The organism is Priestia sp. P1_B12_1 (genome assembly GCF_056406695.1).
Genome location: NZ_JBFTZR010000006.1, coordinates 22,135 through 46,150, shown reverse-complemented (window position 1 = coordinate 46,150; position 24,016 = coordinate 22,135). Strand labels below are relative to the sequence as shown.

Genomic DNA, 24,016 nt, shown 5'->3' with positions numbered 1-24,016 from the left:
GCTTAAGCGGCTTTCAAAAGAAGACGGTTATACTCACTAATCCATTCCACAGCATATGTAAAATCATAGATGGGAACATAGATTTTGTCCGGTAATAAATAATGGCAAAGACAAGTCCCATGACGGTAGCCGTAATCGGAAAGCCAATATGTAAAAGACCGAATACAAGAGCGGAAACGAAAATGCCCACAAGCATGTGGTGGCGTTTGGTTAAGAAACCACATAAAACACCTCTGTAAAGCAGCTCTTCTTTAATAGGCGTGATAACTGCTACACTTATAAAAAATATCCAGCTCGAAAGCAGCGTTTGATTAAAACTGCCTTGATTTAAATCTTTTTGCTGCTGATCTGCGCTTTCTACGTTTAAAAATGAAAGCATCACGTACTGCACCGCGGCTACAATTAAAAAGCCTACTACAATATATACATACGTTTTTCTTTCTTTTAATACTGAGAAATTCCACATAGGCTTTAAAAATCTGCGCACAGGCCTGTACAGCACGGCAACACCTAGAAAAAACGCCGCGTCTACCAGCAGAGCATATGGTCCTTCTAATAAAATTCCCGTCATATTTGAACCCGTAACTTCATCGTAAATAGCTACTCCAATTCCGGCTATAATCTGCAGACCAAAGCCCAACACGATAAATAGAAGCAGCGTGAAGTAAGTAAACTCTTTTTTCTTTTTAGGCTTTAAAACCGGTTCTGAATTTGTTGATAACGTACTCAAAATAGCAACCTCCAAAAATGATTCTTTCTCTCTAGTGCTCTCAAAATTCTACCATAATCTCCGCTTAATGATGTTATTTTTTAGGAAAAAAGTTATATTTTTTTCACATTTTACACACAAAGGTAGAGTTTGAAAAGATAAATGAGCTAGTCAAATTAGTTGTCAACTTCCTTATATTTGATTACGCTTGAAGAAATCTTACCGAAAGTGAAGTGAAAAAATGGCAAACATTTTAATGATTAATTTTCCTGCTGAAGGTCACGTAAACCCAACGCTTGGAATGGTAAAAGCTTTTTCAGACCGAGGTGATACCGTTCACTACATTACGGCCGAGCGTTTTAAAGAGCGCCTTGAAAACGCCGGGGCTATCGTACACACTCACCGAGACTTATTAAGCGGTGTATCCATCAAGCCTGAAACTCCTCAAGGAATCAACGCTTTTTTAAATATCCACATCCAAACGTCTTTAGATACGCTGAAGCTTGTTCATACGTTATCAAAAAAAATTGACTTTGACTTTGTGTTTTACGACAAGTTTGGAGCAGGCGAATTAGTGCGTGATTATTTGCGGATTCCCGGGATTGTATCCTCTGCGTCTTTTTTAATGCCAAAAGAACGCTTAGCAATGATGCCTCTGCATCCGGATTCAGGCGTTCCATTTAAACCTGACGAAAAAGCTCAGTACGGGCTCAGCTTGCTAAAAAATCAGTTTGGCGTAGAACCTAAAAACCTGCTTCAATTTATGAACAATGAAGGCGAATTAACGGTCGTATATACAAGCCGCTTTTTTCAGCCGCTTCATGAACATTTTGATGACTCGTGTTTATTTATTGGGCCAAGCTTTCCAGAGCGTCACGGCTCTCATGATTTTCCGCTAGAAAAGCTAAAGAACGAAAAAGTTCTTTATATTTCAATGGGAACGGTGCTTCATGATGTAGAAGGCTTTTTCAACCTTTGCATCGACGCATTTAGCGACTTTGAAGGAAAAGTTGTGATTGCAGCAGGAGACCGGGCTGATTTTAAAAAAATAAAAAAAGCACCGGAGCATTTTATTATTTCGCCCTATGTTCCTCAGCTTGACGTGCTAAAAGAAGCTGATGTTTTTATCACGCACGGAGGCATGAACAGCGTAAATGAAAGTATACATTTTAACGTACCGTTAGTCGTTTTACCTCACGGAAAAGACCAGCCGATCGTTGCTCAAAGACTCGTGGAACTAAACGCCGGGTATCGCTTAGCAAAAGAAACGGTAAATGCTTCTCTGTTAAGGAATGCCGTTGACGAAGTCATACATGACGACCGCTACAAGAAAGGGATAAAAGAAATCAACGTAAGTTTCGAACAGGCAGCTGGCCCCGCCGCTGCAGCCGAAAAAATAGTAAATCACGTAGTGAAACAATATTCATAAAAAAAGGTGCACATTTGTGCACTTTTTTTATTAAACCAGCTATGTACAAACTGTATATACGCCAATGATTAGCAAAATGACGGCTCAAAAACTTATGAATACAAATCCATATGACTGAAATAATCGAAAATATGATTTAAATCTGTAATCTTTATGCTATGAGTGCTGTAAGCAACGATTATTTCAGCCAGCATAAGAACGAATAAAATGGCCAATAGCACCTTAACAAGCGGAAATTGTCGGAACTGAGGAGAAAAAAGCAGCTTACTGACTGTATACAAAAACAGCAGGATAAAGTAGATCATCATGGCATTTGTTGCCTGAAGGGGCACATTCCAGACAAATATGTACACGCTGAATGTCAAAATCAAAATAAACGACATTTCTTTCCCGCTAAAAAAATCACTCATTGCGTAACACCTTTTCTTGTTCATGAATGAATAAGAAATTATAAACTCACGAAACATTAACGTTATTTTTACAACAGTATACACGATTTTCCTGTTAATTTCTATATACCGGTGTATATATGGAGCGGCTTTTAGCGGATTGGCGTCATGTTTTTGCAGGCAATGGGTTATAGTAACAGGGAAAGGCTCATAAAGGAGGTTTAGATAATATGGAAAACACAAATGAATTTGTTCAAAAGCTGAACGATAATCAAGAAAAGCAGCGTAAAAACAAGCAGGGTCAAGCTACTGGACATCCTGAGAAAAAACTTCCTAATAAACAGCATTAATGTTGTAAAAGTTGGCTGTAAAGACAGCCGGCTTTTTTTTGGACTTTTTTCGGAAGTCGAAATGTTTGAAGATAAAACAAATCCCCTGTTACAATAAACTGAACCCGCTGCAAAACGTTCGCAGCTATACTTTCCTCTTAAGGAGCTGAATATAAAATGAGTACATTTGAAAAACTATTCCAACCAACAAACATTGAAGCATTTGATTTACACACTCGTACAGCAATGGCACCGATGACAAGATGCTTTGCTGATCCAGAGACAGGCGTAGTCGGTCAAGACGTTGTAGACTATTACCGCCGCCGCGCAAAGGATGGTATTGGCTTAATTATTAGTGAAGGAATCGTTATCAGCGAACGCGCAAAAGGAAATCCTGGCGTTCCCGGTATCTATACCCAAGAACAAATTGATTCATGGAAGCCTGTAACAGAAGCTGTTCATGAAGAAGGCGGCACGATTATCGCTCAAATTTGGCACGTTGGCCGATTGAGTCATTCCGGGTTAATCAATGGACATAAGCCTCAGGCCCCTTCTGCTATTGCAGCACAAGGCCAAGTGCCTCGTTTCCGCAAGCCCTACGAAGAGCCTGAAGAAATGTCAAAAGAAGATATTAAAGAAGTTGTAGGACAGTACGCTCAAGCCGCTAAAAACGCCATTGAAGCAGGATTTGACGGCGTTGAAATTCACGGTGCTCACGGCTATTTAATCGATCAGTTTAATTCAGACTGGTCTAATAAACGCACGGATGAATACGGAGGCGACCTTGCACAGCGATTAACGTTTATGAAAGAAGTGATTTCTGCTGTTATCGACGCCGTTGGAAAAGAGCGCGTTGTGATTCGCTTCTCTCCTCATAAGCTTGATAAACCCGACTATCGCTGGGACGACACTGAAAAAGCTATTCAAACGTATACAGAAGCATTTAAAGAAACAGGAATTGAGATCATTCATCCGTCTATGCTGGATTTTTATGAAGATGTTCAAAACGGTCAAAATCTTTATGAAATTACGCGTAAGTACTGGGATGGACCGATTATCGGTGTAGGTGACTTAACGCCTGAATCAGCTGAAAAAGCGCTGCAAGCCGGCTGGATCGACGTAGCTGCTATTGGTCGCCCACTTATTTCAAATCCTGATTATTTACAGCGCATCAAAAACGGAGATGCTCTTGTCGAATACGATGCTAAAAAACATTTACCAGAGCTTATCTAAAAAAAAGCGCTCCTTTCGGAGCGCTTTTTTTATTGGTTTACGTATGCCTGAACTTCTTGTTTCCAAATAGCATAGCCTTGGCCCTTTAAATGAAGACCATCAACCGTGAAATTACTTTTTAACTGATTATGTGTAGATACTTTCGAATACAGGTCAATGTAAGAATCATTGTGTTTCTTAGCCAGACGCTCTAAATAGTTATTTAACGCAATCACATCTTTATTGTCCACTGCGTCGCCGCATTTTTTATTGTTCACGGGCAGTACACTTTGAATATAGACTTTTGTATTCGGTGATTCTTTATGAATACGCTCAAGAATTTCAGCATAATTGGCTTTGGTTTTTTTTACAGATTTTTGCTCATTTAAATCGTTAATGCCAATCATTAAGAAAATCTTTTTTGGCTTAGCATCTGTAATACTTTTTAGACGGTGCAATACCCCTTCTGTTGTATCATCGGCTACGCCTCGATTGACAATCTGCTTATTATGAAAAAGTTCGCTCCATTCAGAGCGCTGGGTAATGCTATCACCGAGAAATACGATTGACTCTTTAGGAATACTTAATTGCTTGAACAAAGTTGTCCGTTCAATGTAATAAGGATTATCTCTATAGCTTTGCTTAGACGAATCATTAGATGACAGCGGATTTTTCATCGCGCTGCTGCTACTTGCATAAAAAGCAAAAACACCTATGAAAAGGACATTTAAGATAATGGAACTGATAAATACAACTTTCTTTGTTGAACTCACGAAAACGACACTCCTGTACTTTGTATGTTTTTTAGATAACTCTACGATGATATAGTAAAGCTTCCTGTTAACACTCTTTCCCTCCATACAAGACTTTTAATCATTTTTTGTAAATAATGATTTTACATAAAAAAGAAGCGGCGCTTGAAAGCGCCGCTTCTTTTTCTATAATATAAGGGGTTAAAACGTACTTTTATTATAACATATAGTACATGGTCATATTTTCCTCTATTAGAAAATAGTTCTTATGTCGTTTCTTTTTCCAGCTGTTTTTCTCTTTTCACTTGTTTTGCGAAGAAGAGTTCGTATACCACTGGAATAATAATTAAGGTAAGAAGGGTAGATGACGCCAGCCCTCCGATCACCGTGATAGCTAAGCCTTTTGAAATCAGCGTTCCGCTTGATGTAGTAAGCGCCAGCGGAATTAATGCAGCAATGGTAGCAAATGCCGTCATTAAAATTGGACGCAAGCGCGTTTTCCCAGCTTCAATAAGGGATTCGCGGATCGTCATGCCTTTTTGTTCACGATTTTGGGTAATTCGATCTACAAGCACAATCGCGTTTGTTGTAACAATTCCGATCAGCATTAAGAATCCAATCATGACGCTGACGGACAGCGGTTCTTTTGCAAGTACTAAGCCAACTAACGAACCGATTGGCACAAAAATGAGTGACGATAAAATGATAAATGGAATGCGCGCTTTTCCAAACGTAACGAGCATCGTTAAATACACAAGGCCGATTGCTGTTAAAATGGCTAGACCTAGAGATTGGAAGACTTCCATTGTCTCGTCGCTTCCGCCTCCACCGTCCAAGCTCACATCTTTAGGCAAATCTAACTTTTTCACTCCATCTACAACATCTTTGGTCACAGCTTGAACATCATCGCCTTTAATGTCTGCTTCCACTCGCGCAAATACTTTGCCGTCAAGCTTTTGAATAGAAGTGAACGTATCAATTGTACGAACGTCAGCGATATCTTTTACTAACACAGGCCCTCTCTCTGTAAACACTTGCAGGTCTTTAATTTCTTTTACTGAGGCAAGGTCTTTATCGTACGAAAGCTGAACCGCTCGTTTTGTATTATCTAATTTTAAGTCTCCGACGGATACCGGTTTGGTTTGATCAGAGATCGTACCAAGCAGCTGAAATCCAGATACCCCGTACTCTGCCGCTTTATCAGGATCTACTTCGACTACAAGCTGCTTTTGCTTATCTGAGAAGTTATTTGTTACATATTTAAGACGTTTGTCTTTGTTTAAGTGGTTTTCCACTTGCTTAGCTGCCTTTTGCAAGTCATCTAAATTAGAAGAATATAAATCAACCGTTACGTTATTATTTGTAGGAGGCCCTCCTGTTGATGCTTCTTGCACATTAACTGTTGCTTTTGGTGATTCTTCTTTCGTGATGCTTTCCATTTTCTTTTGAACTTTATCAATAAACGTATCAACATTCACGCCTTCTTTTACGTTCAAGAAATAGCCAACTTGGTTCGGGCGTTTTACGCCTGTTGAAAAGTCGCGTGATCCCACTTCCGTGGTCACATCTGAAATTTCATTTTGATCCGCAAACATCTTTTCAATTTTTAAAGATACGTCGTTTGTTTTTTCAAGTGATGTAGATGCCGGTAATTGGACATTGGCTTGAAGCATCTTTTGTTCTTCATTTGGAATAAACGTAAAGCCAAGTGAAGGAACAAGCGCAAATGAACCAAACAGTAAAATAAAGGATAAAATTAAAATTTTAATTTTATGATTAAGCGACCATGCAATCGCTTTTGCATACCCGCGCTGCAGCTTTCCTTCTTTTTCTTCAGGCGGTATTTTTTTAAATGCAAACTTTGCTAGAATCGGCACGATTGTAATCGCTACAAGAAGAGATGCTAACAGTGAAAAAACAACTGTTAAGGCAAACGGCAAGAAGAACTCTCCTGTAATTCCTCCTACAAAGCCGATTGGCAAGAATACGACAACCGTTGTAATCGTAGACGAGGTGATAGCTTTTAAAATCTCTTTTGTGGACGATTCGACAAGCTTATTGCTCATGCCTTCTTCTGAACGGCGTACGCGTCTGAAAATGTTCTCAATAACAACAATACTGTCATCCACTACGCGCCCAACGGCTACAGCCATTCCGCCTAGTGTCATAATGTTAAGTGAAATATCAAGCTGGTTTAAGAAAATAGCTGATACTAACAGCGATAATGGAATTGATATAATCGCAATGATCGTAGCGCGGAAGTTACGCAAGAAAATCAGCACGGCGAGTGACGCAAATAATGCTCCGAGCAATCCTTCACGCACTAATGTTTCAACAGACTTTTCAATGCCGTCAGCTGAGTCAAAGCCGATTGCGTAGTCTAACTGATCTTCATATTTTTTCAAAATTTTCATCGTTTTGCTTGCTACTTCAACCGTATTGGCATCTTGTTTTTTTGTGATGGCCATCGACAGCGCATCTTTGCCGTCATAGCGCGTATATTCACCTTGTTCTGTTACGGCTTCGACTTTGGCAATATCGCCAAGCTTCACAGGCTTTGCTTCAGGATTCATCGTAGATTTCAGCTGGATTTTCTTTAATGCATCGATCGTCGCAACTTTTTCTTCTACTCGCACTGGAATTTGAAGCTCTTTTCCGTTTAATGTTCCTGCTGGGAATGAAACAGCTTTTTGATTAATTTGTTCTTTCATCTCATCAAGCGTCAAGCCAGCTTGAGCTGCTTTTTCTTTATCGACCGTAATTTGTAAAAGGTCCTCTTTCACGCCGCCAACTGAGACGGAGTTAATACCTTGAATTTTATTCAATTCAGGAATCACTTCATCGTTTAATACTTTTTCAAGATTTGCATCATCTTTCGCAAACAGTGAAATGTTGAAAATCGGGAATGAACCAAACGAAAAACGATTTACGTCTACATTTGATGACTCTGGTAAATCTAATTCTTTTATCGACGAGTTAATTTGCTGTTCAACTTTATCTAAATCCGTATTAAACGGGAATTCTAAATTAATAATACCAACGTTTTCATACGATACGCTTTGTACGCTTTTAACGCCTTCAATTCCTTTCACTTGGTCTTCGATTTTCGACGTGACGCTTTCATTTACGTCATCAGGAGAAGCCCCAGGATACGTTGCTTCAATGGACAGCTGCGGAAATTCGATATTCGGCAGTAAATCAATTTTTAGTTTTGAAAATGAATATAGCCCCGCTAAAATAAGTAAAAATGAAACGATAAACACAGCTACCGCATTTTTTAAACTAAATCTCGTCAAAAAATTCATCTTTTTCCTCCGTTACGTAACTAAGTTATTTGAGAAGCCTTCATCCTTTAATAGCTGCAGACCCGTTTTAATTTTTCAACAATTTTAGAGTACCCATGGGTCAGTTTTTCACAAAAAAAACTCACCTCCTCTCCTGTGCTGATGAACTGTCTATACAAACTGAAATTTGATGGTCACACGCTCCCCCTGGCAGCGAGATAAAGGAAAAGCCGTCTTGACCATATAAATCCCAACCTTCAAAAAACGAGCTGTCGTGAAACATATCTAGCGCATACCCATTAGAAAACGTAATTCGGAGTATACCGATATCTTCATACCACTGTATAGAAATAATGTGGTGGCCAAGCAGCAGCGCTTCGACTTGCTGACGCTGCTCGGCAGAATGTAGCGATTTCCAGTCCGCTTGACCAAGCAAGATGCTGCGTTTGTTTTTTAGTCTCCATGGACATTCTGCCACAAGTCCACCTTTACTAAATCCAAGAGAAAACGGCAGGGTATTGTCTGTGTTAACCTTGGTAACGGTTTGTTCTTGAAAATATGAAAAATTAATTACTGTGCTGCTGGTATTCATCATATCCCTCCATTATCAACCAGTACCGACAAGTCATTTTTGGGTCTCAAAATGGCAGCCTTCAATGTATAAGTTCACAATGAACTCCGCATAGTTCATGATATCTTCTTCTGTTATATCATCATCGGAAACGATATCCATCCTATACCCATTTAACATGCTGCAAAACGCTTTTGAATGTAAAAAAGCATTTTTTATTTTCTGCTCTTCAATCAATTTAGCAACAAGCCCGTGATAATCCTCAAAAAATTGATGAAGACGACCCATCATCTCTGGCATTTGGTGAGGGGCTTGCCAAAAAGAGTCGGGATATTTTTTAGTTTCGTAAAAAAAGAGCAGATGATGCTTCGCAATTGAATACAGCTTTTCATGAAACGTTTGGCATTCATCCGTTCTTCGCTTTGCATGATACAAAAACTCATCAAACGAACGATTGTTCACAGCGATATAAAGCGACTCTTTAGACGAAAAGTACAAGTAAAGCGTTCCTTTAGATACACCGGCTAGTTTAGCAATATCAATCATTTTTGCTTCATAGTAGCCTTTGGATCCGAACACTTCAAAAGCAGCATCTAAAATTTTCTCTCTCTGCTGTTTTCGGTTTGTCATGGTAAAAAATCCTCTCATACGTTTTCGATACTATACATATAAAATAATTAAAATAACTTGTCAACACGTAGTGTGCTCTTTTATCCCTTGCATCACAAGAGTATGTCAGTTTTTTAAACCAAACACTTCTATAGAGCAAATTAAAGCGTTTTCGACTTTTTTGTGACAGATACAAATGATGCTTGTATATGAAGAGCCCGCTATGGTACATTTTTGTCATTGATACAGAAATTTATTCCGTCGTTACGGGAGGAGAAAACATGGTTCTTACATCACCAATCGGTCGCCTGCGTTTAGTAGGAATTTTAGAAGGAATTTCATTTTTACTGCTGCTTGGCATTGCTATGCCCCTAAAATATGCAGCAGGCATACCAGAAGCTGTATCAGTTGTAGGCGCAGCACACGGTGCACTTTTTGTGCTGTACGCTCTTGCAGTCGTTCATGTAAAATTCGCGCATAAATGGTCAATCGGCCGCTCTTTATTTGCATTTCTTATGTCGGTTATTCCGTTCGGCCCTTTTATTTTGGAGAGACAGCTGAAAAAAGAACAGTAAAAGAAAAGAACGTCACGGACATCATGTTCCCATGACGTTCTTTTTCCTTACTGTTCACCACTGTTTTCGCTAAAATGGTCAATCGTTTTCCACCACTTCAGTGAGTGAGGTTTTAATAGCATTCCAATTTCTTCTGGACTAATTTGCTGATCTATAATCATTTCATGCATTGCTTGAAAGAGTCCCGTTGTAACAGCTTCTTTCACATCAGCTTCACCTTCTACATACAGCTGTTCAATCGCTTCAAATACGTCCGGTTCACGCTGAAGCTGGCCGTTATATTCTAGAGAGATTAAATGACCCGCAACTCGGCTTAATTCATGCTGCAGCTCTTCTTTATCGTTGAGGTCCACTTCTTCGCTTGGCACAAAAGATGGGCAAGCTTCTTTTAGTAATGGAATAACATTTTGTTTTGTAATCATATCTAAATTCCCTGCCTTTGCATGTGTGACAAATTCTCTATTCTTTACCCTTTTCTCTTTTTCTATAAACTTGTTTTACAAAACTTTTCCGTTTTCTACAACTACTTCTCCTTTTTTCACTACGCTATCAATATGATTTAAGCCATACTGATACTGAAGGGTTCGATAACTAGAGACATTAAAAATCGCTAAGTCAGCCTGTTTTCCGGCTTCAATACTCCCAATCTTATCTCCTTGATTAATAGCATGAGCTGCGTTAATAGTTGTGGCTACAAGCACTTCTTCAGGACTCATATTCATATTCATACATGCCAGGTTCATCACAAATTGCTGTGAAGTCGTTGGAGATGAACCTGGATTGCAGTCTGTAGAAAGAGTAACCGGAACGCCTAAATCGATCATTTTTCTAGCATCTGGCCATTTCATTCCAACAAATAAGGAATTCCCCGGTAAAAGTGTGGCTACGATCCGTTTTTCAGCCAGTTTCTTTAATCCTTCATCAGAAGCATACAAAAGATAATCTGCTGATATCGCTCCTACCTCTGCTGCGAGCTCTGCTCCTCTGCAGTATTCAAAGGGGTCGGCATGTATTTTAGGAAGCATGCCATGGCTTTTCCCGGCTTCGAGTATTTCTTGACATTGTTGGAATGAAAAAGCATTTGGAAGACATACAGCATCATTAAATGCTGCGAGCTTATAAGAAGAAATTTGAGGAATCATTTCGTGAATAAGTAAATTGACGTATTTCTGCCTATCTCTTTTATATGCTAAAGGTACGACGTGTGCTCCTAAGAAGGTGCTTATGACATCAACTGCGTGTGTATCATTCAGCATTTTAGCAATTTGCAGCTGCTTTAGTTCTGTTTCTAGTTCTAAGCCATATCCGCTTTTCACTTCTACAGTTGTGACTCCGTGAGCTAGAAAAGACGTAAGACGCTCATAGCTCTGCTGATAAATCCGGTACGCATATTCTTCCTGTGTTTGAACGACAGTGGAGTGAATACCTCCACCTTCTTCTAATAAATCCAAGTAAGAAGTTGGTCTTTCAAATCGCCTATAAAATTCTTCTTCACGCGATCCAGCGTACACAGCGTGTGTATGGGGATCAATCAGACCCGGAGTTACAATTTTGTGAGAAGCATCAATAATCGTTGCGTCCTTCCTGTCTCTTTCATATTTTTGTTCTAGCTCTTTTGTTGTACCTACGGTCACAATTTGATCTCCTTCTATCCAGACTGAGCCATTTTCAATCACCGTCAAGTTTCTCATTTCTTTTCCAGCTAAAGGACCTTTATTTTCTTTGGCCGTTACAACTTGCGAAGCATTTTTAATCCACAGCGCTTTTTTGGACATCGTTGAATTTCCCCCTTTTCTAGCGTGTACCACGTTTTGGGGCTCCATGTTTACCGTAAACTCATTTAGATTCACCTACACATTTCGCACCTCTGCCTTCTTTCTTGTAGGTAGAAATTCGAAAAAGCATGTCCATGGTCTGAAAAGCGTGTTTTTAAGTCTTTAAAGCTAGATAACTTATATTTTTTTCAATTACATACGCTTTTAGACCCTTTTTTTCTCCGTTTTCTTACTTATTGACTCTTGTTTTATACAGATATATCCTTATATACTAAATCTTTTATCACATGTATTTTATAAACATCACGGCGAGGTCCTCTCAATAGGATAAACAATAGATTTCTAGGAAGAGAACGTTTATAATATTCTTTGAAGTTTTACTTTTAGAAAGATTCACTAATGGAGGAAGAAATATGATTGTCAACTATAAAAACCAAGCAACCGGCCATCGCATGAATAACGGCTGGAATCTTTTCTATGCGTCAAACTTAACGATGTGGCGCAAAGATGAAAAGTATTTGCTTTTAGATGAAAACCAAGATGTAGTGATGATCTTTGGCTTTAAAAAAGACGAAATCATTCTAGATAAATTGCAAACGTGGGGCTATACATTTGGTGTCCATCCAGAGAAAAAACAAATTTCCTGCTTGCAGCGTCAAGAAGAAATTGGTGAATAAAAAGAGGGCTGAATTTTTTCAGCCCTCTTTTTTATTAATGGGTTTGTTGAAACATAGCGCTCAGCTGCTTTTTTTCAGATGGTTTTACAACATAATACCATGTACCATCTACTATTTGTCCTTCTCCTTTTACCGTTACCGTTTCGAAATCAGGCCGTCCATTCTTAATGACGTTATACATCGTAAATGCATCGCTGACATCAATATTCGTTTGGATATGCTTTTTTGCGAGCGTGAGAAGACTTGGGATATTTTTCACAGTTGACATGTTCATTCCTTTATCTAATAGGGCTTCCACTACTTGGCGCTGTCGATTATTTCTTCCTAAATCACCTTTTGGGTCTTCATGTCTCATCCGCACATAGGCAAGAGCTTTTTCACCGTTCAACGCATTTTCTCCTTCAGGAAAGATAAATGAATCAAAGATAAAAGGAAACGGGTTATTCACGTTCACGCCGCCAAGTTCATCGACTACATCTTTGAACCCCTCCATATTTACTTTCACATAGTAGTCAACGTCAATATTTAAAAAATTCTCAACCGTGCGCACGGTTAAAGGAATGCCTCCGTATCGATAGGCATGATTAATTTTCTCATCCGTTCCTTTTCCATCAATGTGCACGCGCGTATCTCTAGGGATCGGCATAACCTTTGCTTTATTATGGCTTTTATCTAAATTGACCACCATTAATACATCTGAGCGGCCCGTATCGCCTGGCCTTTCATCTACGCCCATAACGAGTACATTAAACGAATGAGGCTGCTCTTTAGCAGATGTTTGCTGCTGATAGACAATTCCAAACCCAGCGGTTCCTAAAAGCAACATACATGCCGCTAAGATGCCTACTTTGTATTTTTTCATTCATACGGCCTCCTTTACACATCACTTACTCTCTATATGCCTTAATGAATGAAAATTTATACCTTCTTGAGGAAATTTAAGCACACGTCAAAAAAGCCGGCTTGTTGGGAAGCTGGCTTTTCACTAGTAGATGTTAGCTTGATTTTTGATGCACATCACGCTGTGCCCATTCACTTTCTAGCATACTCATTTCAATTAAGCTCCAGTACTGTCCATCTACAAGCCGGACATCTCGAAGAAGGCCTTCACGTGTAAAGCCAATTCGTTCATAAGACTGAATCGCCCGCTCGTTAAAATCAAAAACGCCGAGCGAAATTCGATGAAGACCTAGTTCTTCAAAACCGAAAGCTAACACTTTTTCAAACATGTGCGAGCAAAGCCCTTTTCCTCTATACTTTTCACCAAGCAGCACTCGGCCAATTCTTCCTGTTTTATGATAATAATCAATGTGAGCCAGAGAAATGTGCCCAATAAGCTGTTCATTGTCATCTATGACAGAAAAAGCATAGGTAGAAGCACCATCTTCATTTGCATATCGAATGTAGTGTTTTAACTGTCTAGGAGTAAGCGGAAAAGAAAAGCTAGAGCCGCTCCATTGCACCATAAATGACTCGGAGGGAATCCAATCCATTAGCTGTTTAAAGTCTTTTTTGGAGAATGGTCGTAGAGCTATCACATAATTCTCCCCCTTATTATTTCTGACTTTTCTAAATATATTACATTTATCATAATAAACTGTCAACTGTCTATGTAAAAAAAAGCCATCATTTCGATGACTTATAGCTGTAATGCTTTTCTGAGAAGAGTTAAATCATGAGTAAATTCAAAAAAATAGGTTCTATTTTCATTGTCAAATACCATCATGATTGGCTTTTGATTCGGCTCAAGAACAAAAATAACTTCACTTGCCAGCGTGTTGACCGCACTATTTTCAATTTTTACGGCTGGATCAAGAGGTACTTTAACAAGATAGCCTTTTTTAGGAAGCGGACTTGCCTTTTTATATAAACCAGTAATGGACGCAATACTTTTTTCGGCTTCTTTTTGAACACTGGGAGGTTTGAGCGTTGAACGAACGACTCTGCCCGTTTCAATTTGAAATACCTCTACTTTTGGCTGTTCGGCACTTACTGCCTGCGGAAAAATAAAAGCAGCGAATACGACGCATACAGCAACCCATTTTCGTATCATTTTTAGCACCTCTTTCCATTGTGGATGAGATGGAGATAAGAATGGTCGTCTCTTCTTATACTATGACCTATTTTTATGTATTTATTTCACTAAATGAATGCCTATACTTCCATGTTTTTGTCATGTTCTCAGAACTTACTCTATACACTACTAATAAGGACACGCTGTATGAGGTGATAAGATGTCGTGGTTTGAAGCATTTATTTTGGGAATCATTCAGGGGCTTACAGAGTTTTTACCGATAAGCAGCACGGGGCATTTATATTTAGGGCGCCACTTATTTGGCTTAGACGATGCAGGATTGTATTTAGATACGATGCTGCATATAGGCACTCTGCTTGCTGTGTTTGTCTTTTATAAGCGTGAGCTATGGCATATTATTCGTCATCCCTTTAGCAAGCTTACAGGGCTTTTAGTGATAGGAACGATCCCTGCAGTTGCGATTGGTCTTTTGTTCAAGGACTATTTTGACAGTATTTCGAAATCTGGTTTAACGATCGGCTGGGAATTTCTTGTGACGGGACTGCTGTTATGGTTTGGTGATTCCGTAAAAAATGGCTATAAAAAAATGGATCATATTTCATACGGAGATGCCTTTTTTATCGGCTCATTTCAAGCAGCTGCGATATTCCCTGCTGTATCCAGGTCAGGCTTAACGATGGTAGCTGCGTTAATGCGAAAATTAGACCGTGAAACAGCCGCTTATTTTTCATTTTTATTGTCGACTCCCGCCATTTGCGGAGCGGTGTTACTTCAATTAAAAGATGTAGTCACAGGTGAAGTCGAGCAGCTTTCCGTTTTCTTTTTATTCGTTGCCACCCTTTCATCTGCTTTATTTGGTTATGTAGCGGTAAAATGGATGATCAATTATTTAAAGCATCATTCATTAAAAACGTTTGCAATTTACGTTTGGATATTGGGTGCAGTGGTGCTGGTTTGTCAGTTTACGGGGGTGTTTTAAAATGAAAATGAAAGTCCGGACGCTTTTTTTAGTATTGTTTTTTGCCGGCATTTTAGTCGTGACAAGCTATGTTGATAACAATTCCCAGCAGTCGTTTGACAGCTTATCTCACCTTTCACTTGATGGAGGCGCTGTTGAAACCTCTGCAGATGAAGACGAGGCAGAACAATTAAATATGTCAGTCAAAGAAGTTCATGTTAAAACAGAAAAAAGAGGCGGATACCGAATTGAAGTGTACGAACAAGTAAATATTTATAGCGATGATAAAGGAAAAGTAGTAAAAAAAGTTCCCACGGGAGAATATCAAACGTTGAAATATAAACTGAATGAAAAAAAATAAACCACTTACCGAAGTAAGTGGTTTTATTTTTAATGGTTAAAGTGAGCTGCAAGAATCCACAGTGTACCAACAACGATACAAAGTGCAATAAAGAAACTGTAAAGAATATTTGCAACCTGTACTTTACCATTTTCACTTTCAGTCATGTGCATGAACATTACTAGCTGCATTGCTGCTTGTAATAACGCTAGGATCATGATAAGAGTCATCGTAATGCTTCTTGATAGATCAGCTAGCACTACTAAACCAAGCGCTGCGAATGTTAAGGCTAGTGAAAGGATAAGCCCAAATACATGACTAAGCGGAAAACCTGCTTTTTGGCCTTGTTTATTTTCCATGTCTTATCCCACCAATCCGTTCAAGTATACAAGCGTGAAGATGAAGATCCATACAACATCAAGGAAATGCCAGTATAAACCGATAATAAATACTTTACGAGCAGTAACTGGTGTTAATCCTCGTCTTACTAATTGAATAATAATACTGATTGCCCAGAATACACCGACTGTTACGTGAAGACCGTGCGTTCCAAGTAGTGTAAAGAACCCTGATAAGAAGGCACTTGTTTGCATTGTCGCACCTTCGTGAACTGCGTACATGTAAAACTCACGAATTTCGTAGAAAAGGAATCCTCCACCAAGCACAAGCGTAATAACGAACCAAACTAAAAGTCCTTTTAAATCATTATTACGCATTTTAAAGATGGCAATTCCCATCGTGAAACTACTGAATAGTAGTAACAGCGTTTCGATCATAAAATCTTTAACAACGAACAGTTCTTCTGCAGTAGGGCCACCCGCTGTGCGCGTATGGTACGTTAAGTACGTTACGAACAGCGTAGAGAACAACGCGATCTCGGCACCTAAGAAAATCCAGAATCCAAGGATATTCAGGCGACTTTGTTCTTCTTGGTATTCTAACGGCAATGATTTATCTAAATGTCCTGCCATTATTTGTCACCCCCTGTAATTCCTTCAACCTTCTTGATTTCATCTACTTTTACATAGAAGCCCGGATCATAATCAAATGAACGAGCAAGCATACAAGCAAAAATACCTGCTAATCCAACGATTGCCATTGGAATCCATTCAAATACTAAGCCAAATCCACCGATAAACCAGAAAATACCTGAGATAAACGGCACACCAGAGTTGCTTGGTAAGTGAATTGGTTTTAAGTCTTCTGCTTTAATTTCTGTTTCATTACGTTTTTTCATGTGCCAGAATGCATCCATTTCTTTCACATGAGGAATTACTGCAAAGTTGTAAGCTTGAACTGGTGATTTAGTCCACCACTCAAGTGTACGGCCATCCCAAGGATCGTTTGCAGTGTCGCGTTTGTTTTTCCATGCACTGTATAATAAGTTAACTACTAATACGAAGAAGCCAAGACCCATTAAGAATGCACCGATTGTTGAAACTAAGTTTAATCCGTTCCAGCCAAGGTTGTCTGCATAAGTTTGCATACGACGAGTCATACCGTCTAAACCTAGGAAGAATTGTGGGAAGAAACATACGTTAAATCCAACAACAAAAATCCAGAATGAAATTTTTCCTAATTTTTCGTTCAACGTGTGACCGAAAATCTTTGGATACCAGAAGTATAAACCTGCGAAACAGCCAAACACTGTACCAGAGATTAATACATAGTGGAAGTGAGCGATTAGGAAGTAACTGTTATGATATTGATAATCGGCTGATGCCATCGCAAGCATAACCCCTGTTACCCCACCGATTACGAAGTTTGGAATAAACGCTAATGACCAAAGCATCGCAGTCGTAAATTTGATACGGCCTTTATACATTGTAAAGAGCCAGTTAAAGATTTTAACTCCGGTTGGTACGGCGATTAACATCGTTGTGATTGAGAAGAACGAGTTAACTGACGGTGAGTTACCCATTGTAAAGAAGTGATGCACCCATACAAGGTAACTTAAGAATGCGATACCGACCATTGATACAACCATTGCTTTATAACCGAATAAGTTCTTACGAGAATGTGTACTGATAACTTCTGAGAAGACACCGAATACCGGTAAAATAACGATATATACTTCAGGGTGACCCCAAATCCAGAATAAGTTAGCCCACATCATTGGAAGACCGCCGTTAGCCATTGTAAAGAAGGCTGTTCCGAATACACGGTCAAGTGTCATAAGTGCAAGCGCTACTGTTAATACAGGGAACGCGAAAATAATAATAATTGATGTGATGAAGATTGACCAAGTAAACATTGGCATTTTCATCATTGTCATGCCAGGGGCACGCATTTTTAAGATTGTTACAAAGAAGTTGATACCAGTCATTAATGTACCAGCACCAGCAATCTGTAGTGAAACGGCATAGAAGTTATTTCCGATACCTTCACTGAATTCTTTACCTGCAAGCGGGAAGTAACTTGTCCAACCTGCATCAGGAGCTCCTCCGATTACAAAAGAAAGGTTAAATAGCATTGCTCCCATAAAGAATGTCCAGAAACTAATTGCGTTTAAGAACGGATATGCTACGTCACGCGCACCAATTTGTAATGGAACGATTACGTTCATTAGTCCGATAATAAATGGCATTGCCATGAATAAGATCATGATAACACCGTGAGCCGTGAAGACTCCGTTGTAGTGATGTTCATCTAAAATGTTCATACCCGGGAATGCAAGCTGCATACGCATCATGATTCCATCGATTCCGCCGCGGAAAAGCATTAATACAGCTGAAAGGATGTACATGACACCGAGTCTTTTATGGTCAACTGTTGTTAACCATTCTGTCCATAACCATTTCCATTTCTTGAAATATGTTAAGACAAAAACGATACCGATGACCGTCATAGCGATTGCTGCATCAGCAGCGTAAATCATAGGTTCGCCAGTGACGAAAAATTCATCTAGCTTCATTATGTCTTCCCCCAATCATTACGTTATTTAGTGTAATAAATGAATGTTATTCATGATTTGAGTGATCCATGTTTTCCATTTCTTCATTACTCGTTTTTTCGTCTTCTTTCATCTTGCTGTGATCATGTCCTGTACCACGTTCTAGCTCTTTGCCAGGAATGTATACATCTTTTGCATGGTCAATCCATTTTAAATGTGTACCGTTGTAAGTTTGACGACCAACAACGCCCGGGCTTAGGATTTGATCATATTTCTTTTCAGTCAATTTACCAGCTGTACCTTTTACGTCACTAACCCACTCTTTGAAGTCTTTGTCCGTTTGAGCTTGAACTTCGAACTGCATTTGAGTGAAATGTTCACCAGAGAAGTTAGCACTACGTCCCATATAAGAACCAGGCTTATCAGCTTCTAAGTATAATGGCATTGACATGTTGTTCATCGAATATTTTTGTCCGCCAAGTTCTGGTACCCAGAATGAGTTCATAGGCCCTTGAGCTGTTAATTCAAATTTCACTGGCGTATCCGCTGGAATGTTTACGTAGTTAACCGTCTCAATATTTTGTTCCGGATAACTGAAAATCCATTTCCAGTTTGCAGATGTAACGTGAATCACGATTGGATCTTTATCCTTTGATTCTGCCGGTACTTCTTCTGCAGAATAGATCGCTTTAACAGTTGGCACTGCTAATAGAATTAAGATGATGATTGGGAATGCTGTCCAAATAACCTCCATCTTTAAGTTACCTTCTTGCTCAGGTGGCTCATAGTCCATGTTTTCAGGTTTTTCACGATATTTGACAAGAACAAATATAAAAATAGCAAATACGACAACAACCACGATCAACATCATCCACATAGACCAAATGATTAAATCAGATTGCGTTTTTGCAACAGGACCTTGCGGGTTCAATACAGCAAGCTTTGAACAACCGCTCAAAAATACTAGTGAAAGCGCAGATAGTAAACCTACTAGCTTCCAAAATCCTTTTTTTGGTTTCACTTAAAACTCTCCTTTCTAACAACACATGATGCGAAGCCTATATTGATGAACATTCAAAATGCGCTATCTTTCGCTAGATAACGACATTTTTATACAGACTCTCTTCCCCCTTATTTGTAGGCCACTACTATTGTAATACAAAATGACATTTTTTTCGTCCCTTTTGCTTTATTTTTTTATATTAAAAATATTCTAATATAGTGACTGTACCAATGGGGTTAGAGTGCTTCAACCTTGCGATATTCTATCACATAATTTGGTATGAATAAATGTAAATAAAAGGATTCAGCTCCCATTTCTTAACTATTTCTTTAGGAATAACTGCAAAATTAGCTTTGTATGTTTGCTTCAACATTGATATATCAGTACACATCGACATAATTGAATATTTTGTGACAAATTTTCAAAGAAAATGTGACGCCCTGTATGAAACTTATTTTGCCCGTTAATTCCCCTTTACTTTGTAGCAAATATTTGATTTTTTTGCTTAAAATTCTTTCTTTCGAAAATATGAACAAAACGTGAATTTTTTTAAAAAGCTTTTATTATAGAAAAAAGCTGCGTGTTATTCACGCAGCTCTTGATCCATAAATTCTTTAACCGTGATATCATCCCCTGCTTTATCCAGCAGCGTTGTCGTTGCTGGAAACGGATGTTTAATATGACTCGGTATCTTTTCATACAGCACAAAATAATCACTTTTTGGGACGGCGGCATCAATTGTATATGTATCGTGCACCAAAGCCGCCTTTACTCGCTCAATTTGTTTACTTCTATTTGTTCCTGTAAACAGAGCATATGTCCCTTTATTTGTATGGATATCATCATAATCCACTAAATTGCTCATTTTGGTACTGACTTCAATACGCAGGCGTTTGTTCCATCCTTGCTTCAATACGGCCATTCCTTCTTTATCACCAGGTATGGAGAATAAGGCTATGTATGTATTAGAGTGATCAACCCGTTTAAAATCTTGCAGCGTAATCTTTGCAGAACCATCAATACTTTCTTTATGCTCCCAATTCCGCAAATGCTGCTGCACACTTGCAGCATTGTTTTCAATCGGATATCGAATCATCTCATACGCAACAATTACAACCGCTATACAAATGAACAGAAATAGCAACCGCTTTATCTTTCGCACATCTATTCACCTTCCTTAGCTTACTCCCCTTTTATGTAATTGCCTAAATTATAACTGCCTATTAAACCTCTGTCTATGCACTAGGAGAACTACGTTTTTTTTTACCACAAAAGGGATTTTTCAAACCTTTTGTCATGAAAATACGCTAAAAGACTCAGTAGCTGTTGAACCAAAAGAAACCGTTCCCTGCCCCCTTCTCATCTTCATAACAAAAAAAGATACCCGTTTTGACACAGGTATCTTTCAGCTTATATATCACAGCTTTCCAAAAGGAAACCTTATAAAGGGTCATTTGCTGTTCTTTTTATTACACACATCTTTCCGCACACATGTATCCCTTGACCTGATACCCATGTTTTTTGAGCTGCCGAATGCTTAAATTTCGGGAAATGCTGTCAGGAACAATTACGACCACTTCTTTATATGGAATTTCCTCATGCTGTCTCTCTAAATAAGGAAGCGGAATATGGATTGCTTTTTGACAGGGGTTTTGTTTCATTTCATGAAAATGACGAACATCTACATACGAAATCGTTGTAGAAGCACAGTCGGCGGTCGTCACTTTCTTTATTCCCTGCACCGGCACATAGCGCTTATAAAAACTGTAACAAATTAATAAAAGTAAAATACCTATGCTCATATATAGTATCGCCATGTTTTCCTCCCAATTAATTTCTATACCCCTGTATGTATATTATATTCAAAAGAAAGAATCAACACAGAAGCACTCTATCTCATTTCTCTCTGAAAGAAAAATGGTCTTTTTACACTTTATTATGAAACCACAATAAAGTGACGAAATCAATCATTATTTATTTTGATTTTTCGAAAGATTTAAATACTAGTAAACAGATCGTTTTTTCTTATTATAATGAAGAAACGCAGAATTTTTATTTTCATTTCCCCTTTTCTTTCCCGTTAAAACTGAGGTTCGCTTATGAGTAATACAATACATTAGAACCAATGTTGCACAAACGTTAGAAAAATGATTCTAAAAATGAAGGATGCGAGATAGGATAGTATGAACACGTGAAGGGAGAGATATGATGTTTGATTTGTACTATGTTGTATTATTTACAGATCAAGGTGAGGTAGCAGGCACCTGCCCCATCTATATAAGTCCCGAAGAAGACGTTGAAAAAGAACTGTTAAAAAATATCACTTTGCATAAACAAAGGCTGCAGTCAAAAAAAGAAAAAGTGTTTTATTTTGACCAGGATAAAGAGGATATGACAGATTTATCAGATCACTATGCGCACATCCTGACATTTGCTAACAACGACAGCCAAATTGCAAAATGGCTGGAAGAAGCACATGAAAAACTGTGCAAAACCGGTGAACTTTTTGTGGAGAATGGTTATTTTCAGCGTGCTTTTATGCATTACATTAATCAAAAAAGCAATGTTTTAGAGAATTACTCGTACGAAGTTTGTGAAAAATCAGTAAAGTTCATATATCAAGCAAGAGACTATATTGTAATTGGATCAGAAAAATACGAGTTAACTTAATGCAAAAAAAGGAAAGCTTCAGTTTCAGAAGCTTTCCTTTTTTAATCAATTTCCATCAAGATTTGCCCGACAATTATTATGAGATAAAGATGCATTTTGTGCCTGATGCTGCTTTTGCTCCCTCTGCATTATCATATCACCTTTTCCCGTTCTTCCTTTAGCGATGTGTTTAGTTTTATTTCCTTGATTTAATGTCATGTTCATTCCCCTTTCTGGTGGATATAGTGTATGAAAATAACTCACACGCCATAAGAGGAAATGATATGAAAAAGCCCCTCTTAAATTGAGTGAGCTTTCTGCCTAAAACTGCTTTTCCTTTTATTGCTGAATCCGCATGAAAGGATATTCTCTATTTTAAACGTTCGCTTCTCGTTTCTTAGTAAGCACCAAGCTTTTACGCTCTGAGGATAAATTTTATACACAATAATAAATCGCTGTGTCAAACATCCTTTATCGTCCATATAAATAATTTCAACAGGTCGTTTTGAAGAGTAGCTTTCTTGAAGTAGCTGTCGCATAGAATTCGCTCCTTTAATTTTTAGTTTATCGAACGTATGTTCTTTTTTCAAGTGTTTTAAACTGAATAATTCTTTAGCTTTTACAGCTTAAACCGGGGAAAAGCATGGGGAAAATAATAAAAATCATACAAATATTAGGTAATTGTGATATGGTAAAAGAGATTACTTAAGTTGGGAGAGGTGCATGATGGAAAGTAACATACTTAAATGGATCCCCGTTCCTTACTTTCAATTAAATCAAGAAGGTGAAATCCTTCACTTTTCTAGTCAAGCACATTCTTATTTTTCTTCAGTCTCCAGTCTGTGGAGCATTATTCATAAAGACGACCGGAAACAAGCAATCTGGATGCTGTCACAGCACTCCTCATCTAACCCCATCATTAGGCATTTGCGTTTGAGAACGAGCGAGGATACATTTGTAAATTTTAAGTGCACGATTCATTGGAAAAATGGTGTAGGGCATTTAGTATGTACCGAGAAGAAGAATGTCAAGGATCCGTTAGATGTTGTATTATCTGCTCAATCCTATTTAGAAAACTCAGACAAACGATTAAAAGAATCGGACAAGGTGTTAAATAATGCAGCAGATTTATTATTTAACCGATTAAAACGCTAATTAAGTAAACAAAGTTTAAGCTATATTTCATTATTGCTATCATTTTTAAAGTCATTGAAAGGCTACCTATAGGGGTGGCTTTTTGTTTTGTTCTGCATGTAAAGTCATTTTCTTTTCGCCCGCACCATTTAGTACAGAGTACATACACTAATAGGCATACTTTCTATATTTATGTTTTGCTCAGAAAAAAAATTCCGAATACTCAATAAATGTTTGAACATTTTTTAAAATTGACATATATTATAAACAAACAATCATTTGAATGTTTGAATGAAGGAGGAAATCATGCCAAAAGACCGCTGTGATATTTATTGTTTTAATGAAGAAAAAGTAAATCGTATTAAGCCTGCTATCGATGCCGAAGCTGTTCAAGGTGTTTCTGCCCTGTTCAAAGCGTTAGGAGATGAAACGAGGCTTAAAATTGTCTTGGCTCTGTATAAAGGCGAGGAATTATGTGTATGTGACGTAGCCAATATAGTAGGCTCTACGGTTGCTACTGCTTCTCACCATTTAAGACTGCTGCGTAATATAGGAATTGCCAATTATCGCAAAGAAGGAAAGTTAGCTTTTTATTCTTTAAGAGATGCACATATTAAACAAGTAATTGATATCATGTTTGCTAAAAAAGAAGACGTAACCATTTAAGTTTTTCTTACCGTATAGGGAGTGGGA

At 38.3% G+C, this 24,016-nt stretch carries 28 protein-coding genes and 1 pseudogene; 10 read left to right on the top strand and 19 right to left on the bottom strand.

Annotated features, from left to right (window positions below; all coding sequences use genetic code 11):
- Nucleotides 1-13 precede the first annotated feature (13 nt).
- Nucleotides 14-730 carry a CPBP family intramembrane glutamic endopeptidase gene (locus tag AC1D0Y_RS19330; protein WP_060746340.1) on the bottom strand — a complete coding sequence of 239 codons (717 nt, stop codon included), beginning with the start codon at nucleotides 728-730 and terminating at the stop codon, nucleotides 14-16.
- A 220-nt stretch (nucleotides 731-950) separates the two neighbouring features.
- Between AC1D0Y_RS19330 and AC1D0Y_RS19325 the strand changes: the two genes are divergently transcribed.
- Complete coding sequence (locus AC1D0Y_RS19325) at nucleotides 951-2,138, top strand: macrolide family glycosyltransferase (protein ID WP_060746341.1); 1,188 nt, start codon at nucleotides 951-953, stop codon at nucleotides 2,136-2,138.
- 92 nt (nucleotides 2,139-2,230) lie between these two features.
- On the opposite strand, the gene AC1D0Y_RS19320 is transcribed toward AC1D0Y_RS19325, so the two are convergent.
- Nucleotides 2,231-2,548, bottom strand: a complete 318-nt coding sequence (locus AC1D0Y_RS19320) for a hypothetical protein (protein WP_013057808.1) — start codon at nucleotides 2,546-2,548, stop codon at nucleotides 2,231-2,233.
- A 209-nt stretch (nucleotides 2,549-2,757) separates the two neighbouring features.
- Here AC1D0Y_RS19320 and AC1D0Y_RS19315 point away from each other — a divergent pair, with 209 nt between their 5' ends.
- Both AC1D0Y_RS19315 and AC1D0Y_RS19310 read left to right on the top strand, forming a co-directional pair.
- Nucleotides 2,758-2,877 (top strand): DUF4023 domain-containing protein, encoded by a 120-nt coding sequence (locus tag AC1D0Y_RS19315; RefSeq protein WP_013057809.1) that lies wholly within the window; start codon nucleotides 2,758-2,760, stop codon nucleotides 2,875-2,877.
- Nucleotides 2,878-3,048: 171 nt separating this feature from the next.
- Nucleotides 3,049-4,089 (top strand): annotated as a pseudogene (locus tag AC1D0Y_RS19310) (alkene reductase); the annotation flags it as partial.
- 29 nt (nucleotides 4,090-4,118) lie between these two features.
- On the opposite strand, the gene AC1D0Y_RS19305 reads toward AC1D0Y_RS19310, so the two are convergent.
- From AC1D0Y_RS19305 to AC1D0Y_RS19290, 4 genes are all read right to left on the bottom strand, one after another.
- Nucleotides 4,119-4,841, bottom strand: coding sequence for a GDSL-type esterase/lipase family protein (locus AC1D0Y_RS19305; RefSeq protein ID WP_060746343.1), 723 nt, complete (start codon nucleotides 4,839-4,841; stop codon nucleotides 4,119-4,121).
- Nucleotides 4,842-5,086: 245 nt separating this feature from the next.
- The gene (locus AC1D0Y_RS19300) at nucleotides 5,087-8,125 is read right to left on the bottom strand and encodes an efflux RND transporter permease subunit (protein WP_060746344.1); all 3,039 of its coding nucleotides are present in this window, start codon (nucleotides 8,123-8,125) and stop codon (nucleotides 5,087-5,089) included.
- Nucleotides 8,126-8,246: 121 nt separating this feature from the next.
- On the bottom strand, nucleotides 8,247-8,696 hold the full coding sequence (locus AC1D0Y_RS19295) for a DUF6188 family protein (RefSeq protein WP_060746345.1): 450 nt from the start codon (nucleotides 8,694-8,696) through the stop codon (nucleotides 8,247-8,249).
- A 33-nt stretch (nucleotides 8,697-8,729) separates the two neighbouring features.
- A complete protein-coding gene (locus AC1D0Y_RS19290; protein ID WP_028409220.1) occupies nucleotides 8,730-9,305 on the bottom strand; it encodes a TetR/AcrR family transcriptional regulator in 576 nt (191 codons plus the stop codon).
- Nucleotides 9,306-9,565: 260 nt separating this feature from the next.
- Between AC1D0Y_RS19290 and AC1D0Y_RS19285 the strand changes: the two genes are divergently transcribed.
- Complete coding sequence (locus tag AC1D0Y_RS19285; RefSeq protein WP_013083888.1) at nucleotides 9,566-9,859, top strand: DUF3817 domain-containing protein; 294 nt, start codon at nucleotides 9,566-9,568, stop codon at nucleotides 9,857-9,859.
- A gap of 47 nt (nucleotides 9,860-9,906) precedes the next feature.
- On the opposite strand, the gene AC1D0Y_RS19280 is transcribed toward AC1D0Y_RS19285, so the two are convergent.
- Both AC1D0Y_RS19280 and hutI read right to left on the bottom strand, forming a co-directional pair.
- The gene (locus tag AC1D0Y_RS19280) at nucleotides 9,907-10,281 is read right to left on the bottom strand and encodes a DUF7674 family protein (RefSeq protein ID WP_060746347.1); all 375 of its coding nucleotides are present in this window, start codon (nucleotides 10,279-10,281) and stop codon (nucleotides 9,907-9,909) included.
- Nucleotides 10,282-10,356: 75 nt separating this feature from the next.
- Nucleotides 10,357-11,634: an imidazolonepropionase gene (gene hutI / locus AC1D0Y_RS19275; protein WP_060746348.1), complete on the bottom strand. Its 1,278-nt coding sequence runs from the start codon at nucleotides 11,632-11,634 to the stop codon at nucleotides 10,357-10,359.
- A 413-nt stretch (nucleotides 11,635-12,047) separates the two neighbouring features.
- Between hutI and AC1D0Y_RS19270 the strand changes: the two genes are divergently transcribed.
- Nucleotides 12,048-12,311, top strand: a complete 264-nt coding sequence (locus AC1D0Y_RS19270; protein WP_013057818.1) for a hypothetical protein — start codon at nucleotides 12,048-12,050, stop codon at nucleotides 12,309-12,311.
- A 34-nt stretch (nucleotides 12,312-12,345) separates the two neighbouring features.
- Here the strand turns inward: AC1D0Y_RS19270 and AC1D0Y_RS19265 are convergent, their stop codons facing one another.
- The 3 genes from AC1D0Y_RS19265 to AC1D0Y_RS19255 form a co-directional block, all read right to left on the bottom strand.
- Nucleotides 12,346-13,173 carry an LCP family protein gene (locus AC1D0Y_RS19265; protein WP_477707852.1) on the bottom strand — a complete coding sequence of 276 codons (828 nt, stop codon included), beginning with the start codon at nucleotides 13,171-13,173 and terminating at the stop codon, nucleotides 12,346-12,348.
- A gap of 133 nt (nucleotides 13,174-13,306) precedes the next feature.
- Nucleotides 13,307-13,849, bottom strand: coding sequence for a GNAT family N-acetyltransferase (locus tag AC1D0Y_RS19260; RefSeq protein WP_028409223.1), 543 nt, complete (start codon nucleotides 13,847-13,849; stop codon nucleotides 13,307-13,309).
- A gap of 101 nt (nucleotides 13,850-13,950) precedes the next feature.
- Nucleotides 13,951-14,364 carry a hypothetical protein gene (locus AC1D0Y_RS19255; protein WP_028409224.1) on the bottom strand — a complete coding sequence of 138 codons (414 nt, stop codon included), beginning with the start codon at nucleotides 14,362-14,364 and terminating at the stop codon, nucleotides 13,951-13,953.
- A 181-nt stretch (nucleotides 14,365-14,545) separates the two neighbouring features.
- Here AC1D0Y_RS19255 and AC1D0Y_RS19250 point away from each other — a divergent pair, with 181 nt between their 5' ends.
- On the top strand, nucleotides 14,546-15,325 hold the full coding sequence (locus tag AC1D0Y_RS19250) for an undecaprenyl-diphosphate phosphatase (protein ID WP_060746350.1): 780 nt from the start codon (nucleotides 14,546-14,548) through the stop codon (nucleotides 15,323-15,325).
- Between the two features lies 1 nt (nucleotide 15,326).
- The gene (locus tag AC1D0Y_RS19245) at nucleotides 15,327-15,665 is read left to right on the top strand and encodes a hypothetical protein (RefSeq protein ID WP_028409226.1); all 339 of its coding nucleotides are present in this window, start codon (nucleotides 15,327-15,329) and stop codon (nucleotides 15,663-15,665) included.
- Nucleotides 15,666-15,694: 29 nt separating this feature from the next.
- Here AC1D0Y_RS19245 and qoxD read toward each other — a convergent pair whose 3' ends face one another.
- The 6 genes from qoxD to AC1D0Y_RS19215 form a co-directional block, all read right to left on the bottom strand.
- Nucleotides 15,695-16,003 carry a cytochrome aa3 quinol oxidase subunit IV gene (gene qoxD / locus AC1D0Y_RS19240; protein ID WP_013057824.1) on the bottom strand — a complete coding sequence of 103 codons (309 nt, stop codon included), beginning with the start codon at nucleotides 16,001-16,003 and terminating at the stop codon, nucleotides 15,695-15,697.
- Between the two features lie 3 nt (nucleotides 16,004-16,006).
- On the bottom strand, nucleotides 16,007-16,615 hold the full coding sequence (gene qoxC, locus AC1D0Y_RS19235; RefSeq protein WP_013057825.1) for a cytochrome aa3 quinol oxidase subunit III: 609 nt from the start codon (nucleotides 16,613-16,615) through the stop codon (nucleotides 16,007-16,009).
- A complete protein-coding gene (qoxB, locus tag AC1D0Y_RS19230) occupies nucleotides 16,615-18,558 on the bottom strand; it encodes a cytochrome aa3 quinol oxidase subunit I (protein ID WP_013083896.1) in 1,944 nt (647 codons plus the stop codon). Before qoxB ends, qoxC begins: the two co-directional genes overlap by 1 nt.
- Before the next feature lie 46 nt (nucleotides 18,559-18,604).
- Nucleotides 18,605-19,558 carry a cytochrome aa3 quinol oxidase subunit II gene (gene qoxA / locus AC1D0Y_RS19225; RefSeq protein ID WP_013057827.1) on the bottom strand — a complete coding sequence of 318 codons (954 nt, stop codon included), beginning with the start codon at nucleotides 19,556-19,558 and terminating at the stop codon, nucleotides 18,605-18,607.
- Between the two features lie 565 nt (nucleotides 19,559-20,123).
- Entirely contained in the window at nucleotides 20,124-20,702 is a 579-nt protein-coding gene (locus AC1D0Y_RS19220) for a hypothetical protein (RefSeq protein WP_025751110.1), read from the bottom strand.
- 307 nt (nucleotides 20,703-21,009) lie between these two features.
- Complete coding sequence (locus AC1D0Y_RS19215) at nucleotides 21,010-21,357, bottom strand: rhodanese-like domain-containing protein (RefSeq protein ID WP_028409228.1); 348 nt, start codon at nucleotides 21,355-21,357, stop codon at nucleotides 21,010-21,012.
- Nucleotides 21,358-21,745: 388 nt separating this feature from the next.
- Here AC1D0Y_RS19215 and AC1D0Y_RS19210 point away from each other — a divergent pair, with 388 nt between their 5' ends.
- A complete protein-coding gene (locus tag AC1D0Y_RS19210) occupies nucleotides 21,746-22,210 on the top strand; it encodes a hypothetical protein (protein WP_236702274.1) in 465 nt (154 codons plus the stop codon).
- A gap of 45 nt (nucleotides 22,211-22,255) precedes the next feature.
- Here AC1D0Y_RS19210 and AC1D0Y_RS19205 read toward each other — a convergent pair whose 3' ends face one another.
- Together AC1D0Y_RS19205 and AC1D0Y_RS19200 are read right to left on the bottom strand one after the other, a co-directional pair.
- Nucleotides 22,256-22,408 (bottom strand): hypothetical protein, encoded by a 153-nt coding sequence (locus AC1D0Y_RS19205; protein ID WP_477707851.1) that lies wholly within the window; start codon nucleotides 22,406-22,408, stop codon nucleotides 22,256-22,258.
- 80 nt (nucleotides 22,409-22,488) lie between these two features.
- Nucleotides 22,489-22,728, bottom strand: coding sequence for a hypothetical protein (locus AC1D0Y_RS19200; protein ID WP_025751108.1), 240 nt, complete (start codon nucleotides 22,726-22,728; stop codon nucleotides 22,489-22,491).
- Nucleotides 22,729-22,912: 184 nt separating this feature from the next.
- Between AC1D0Y_RS19200 and AC1D0Y_RS19195 the strand changes: the two genes are divergently transcribed.
- Nucleotides 22,913-23,344: a PAS domain-containing protein gene (locus tag AC1D0Y_RS19195; protein WP_098579641.1), complete on the top strand. Its 432-nt coding sequence runs from the start codon at nucleotides 22,913-22,915 to the stop codon at nucleotides 23,342-23,344.
- Between the two features lie 285 nt (nucleotides 23,345-23,629).
- Entirely contained in the window at nucleotides 23,630-23,989 is a 360-nt protein-coding gene (locus AC1D0Y_RS19190; protein ID WP_013057833.1) for an ArsR/SmtB family transcription factor, read from the top strand.
- The last annotated feature ends 27 nt before the right edge of the window (nucleotides 23,990-24,016 follow it).

What these genes read in the sequence shown, in the direction of transcription:
- AC1D0Y_RS19325 (WP_060746341.1), top strand. Translation starts at nt 951, where the DNA reads ATGGCAAACATTTTAATGATTAATTTTCCTGCTGAAGGTCACGTAAAC.
- AC1D0Y_RS19320 (WP_013057808.1), bottom strand. Translation starts at nt 2,548, where the DNA reads ATGAGTGATTTTTTTAGCGGGAAAGAAATGTCGTTTATTTTGATTTTG.
- AC1D0Y_RS19315 (WP_013057809.1), top strand. Translation starts at nt 2,758, where the DNA reads ATGGAAAACACAAATGAATTTGTTCAAAAGCTGAACGATAATCAAGAA.
- AC1D0Y_RS19300 (WP_060746344.1), bottom strand. Translation starts at nt 8,125, where the DNA reads ATGAATTTTTTGACGAGATTTAGTTTAAAAAATGCGGTAGCTGTGTTT.
- AC1D0Y_RS19295 (WP_060746345.1), bottom strand. Translation starts at nt 8,696, where the DNA reads ATGAATACCAGCAGCACAGTAATTAATTTTTCATATTTTCAAGAACAA.
- AC1D0Y_RS19290 (WP_028409220.1), bottom strand. Translation starts at nt 9,305, where the DNA reads ATGACAAACCGAAAACAGCAGAGAGAGAAAATTTTAGATGCTGCTTTT.
- AC1D0Y_RS19285 (WP_013083888.1), top strand. Translation starts at nt 9,566, where the DNA reads ATGGTTCTTACATCACCAATCGGTCGCCTGCGTTTAGTAGGAATTTTA.
- AC1D0Y_RS19280 (WP_060746347.1), bottom strand. Translation starts at nt 10,281, where the DNA reads ATGATTACAAAACAAAATGTTATTCCATTACTAAAAGAAGCTTGCCCA.
- hutI (WP_060746348.1), bottom strand. Translation starts at nt 11,634, where the DNA reads ATGTCCAAAAAAGCGCTGTGGATTAAAAATGCTTCGCAAGTTGTAACG.
- AC1D0Y_RS19270 (WP_013057818.1), top strand. Translation starts at nt 12,048, where the DNA reads ATGATTGTCAACTATAAAAACCAAGCAACCGGCCATCGCATGAATAAC.
- AC1D0Y_RS19265 (WP_477707852.1), bottom strand. Translation starts at nt 13,173, where the DNA reads ATGAAAAAATACAAAGTAGGCATCTTAGCGGCATGTATGTTGCTTTTA.
- AC1D0Y_RS19255 (WP_028409224.1), bottom strand. Translation starts at nt 14,364, where the DNA reads ATGATACGAAAATGGGTTGCTGTATGCGTCGTATTCGCTGCTTTTATT.
- AC1D0Y_RS19250 (WP_060746350.1), top strand. Translation starts at nt 14,546, where the DNA reads ATGTCGTGGTTTGAAGCATTTATTTTGGGAATCATTCAGGGGCTTACA.
- AC1D0Y_RS19245 (WP_028409226.1), top strand. Translation starts at nt 15,327, where the DNA reads ATGAAAATGAAAGTCCGGACGCTTTTTTTAGTATTGTTTTTTGCCGGC.
- qoxD (WP_013057824.1), bottom strand. Translation starts at nt 16,003, where the DNA reads ATGGAAAATAAACAAGGCCAAAAAGCAGGTTTTCCGCTTAGTCATGTA.
- qoxC (WP_013057825.1), bottom strand. Translation starts at nt 16,615, where the DNA reads ATGGCAGGACATTTAGATAAATCATTGCCGTTAGAATACCAAGAAGAA.
- qoxB (WP_013083896.1), bottom strand. Translation starts at nt 18,558, where the DNA reads ATGAAGCTAGATGAATTTTTCGTCACTGGCGAACCTATGATTTACGCT.
- AC1D0Y_RS19215 (WP_028409228.1), bottom strand. Translation starts at nt 21,357, where the DNA reads ATGGCGATACTATATATGAGCATAGGTATTTTACTTTTATTAATTTGT.
- AC1D0Y_RS19210 (WP_236702274.1), top strand. Translation starts at nt 21,746, where the DNA reads ATGATGTTTGATTTGTACTATGTTGTATTATTTACAGATCAAGGTGAG.
- AC1D0Y_RS19205 (WP_477707851.1), bottom strand. Translation starts at nt 22,408, where the DNA reads ATGACATTAAATCAAGGAAATAAAACTAAACACATCGCTAAAGGAAGA.
- AC1D0Y_RS19200 (WP_025751108.1), bottom strand. Translation starts at nt 22,728, where the DNA reads ATGCGACAGCTACTTCAAGAAAGCTACTCTTCAAAACGACCTGTTGAA.
- AC1D0Y_RS19195 (WP_098579641.1), top strand. Translation starts at nt 22,913, where the DNA reads ATGATGGAAAGTAACATACTTAAATGGATCCCCGTTCCTTACTTTCAA.
- AC1D0Y_RS19190 (WP_013057833.1), top strand. Translation starts at nt 23,630, where the DNA reads ATGCCAAAAGACCGCTGTGATATTTATTGTTTTAATGAAGAAAAAGTA.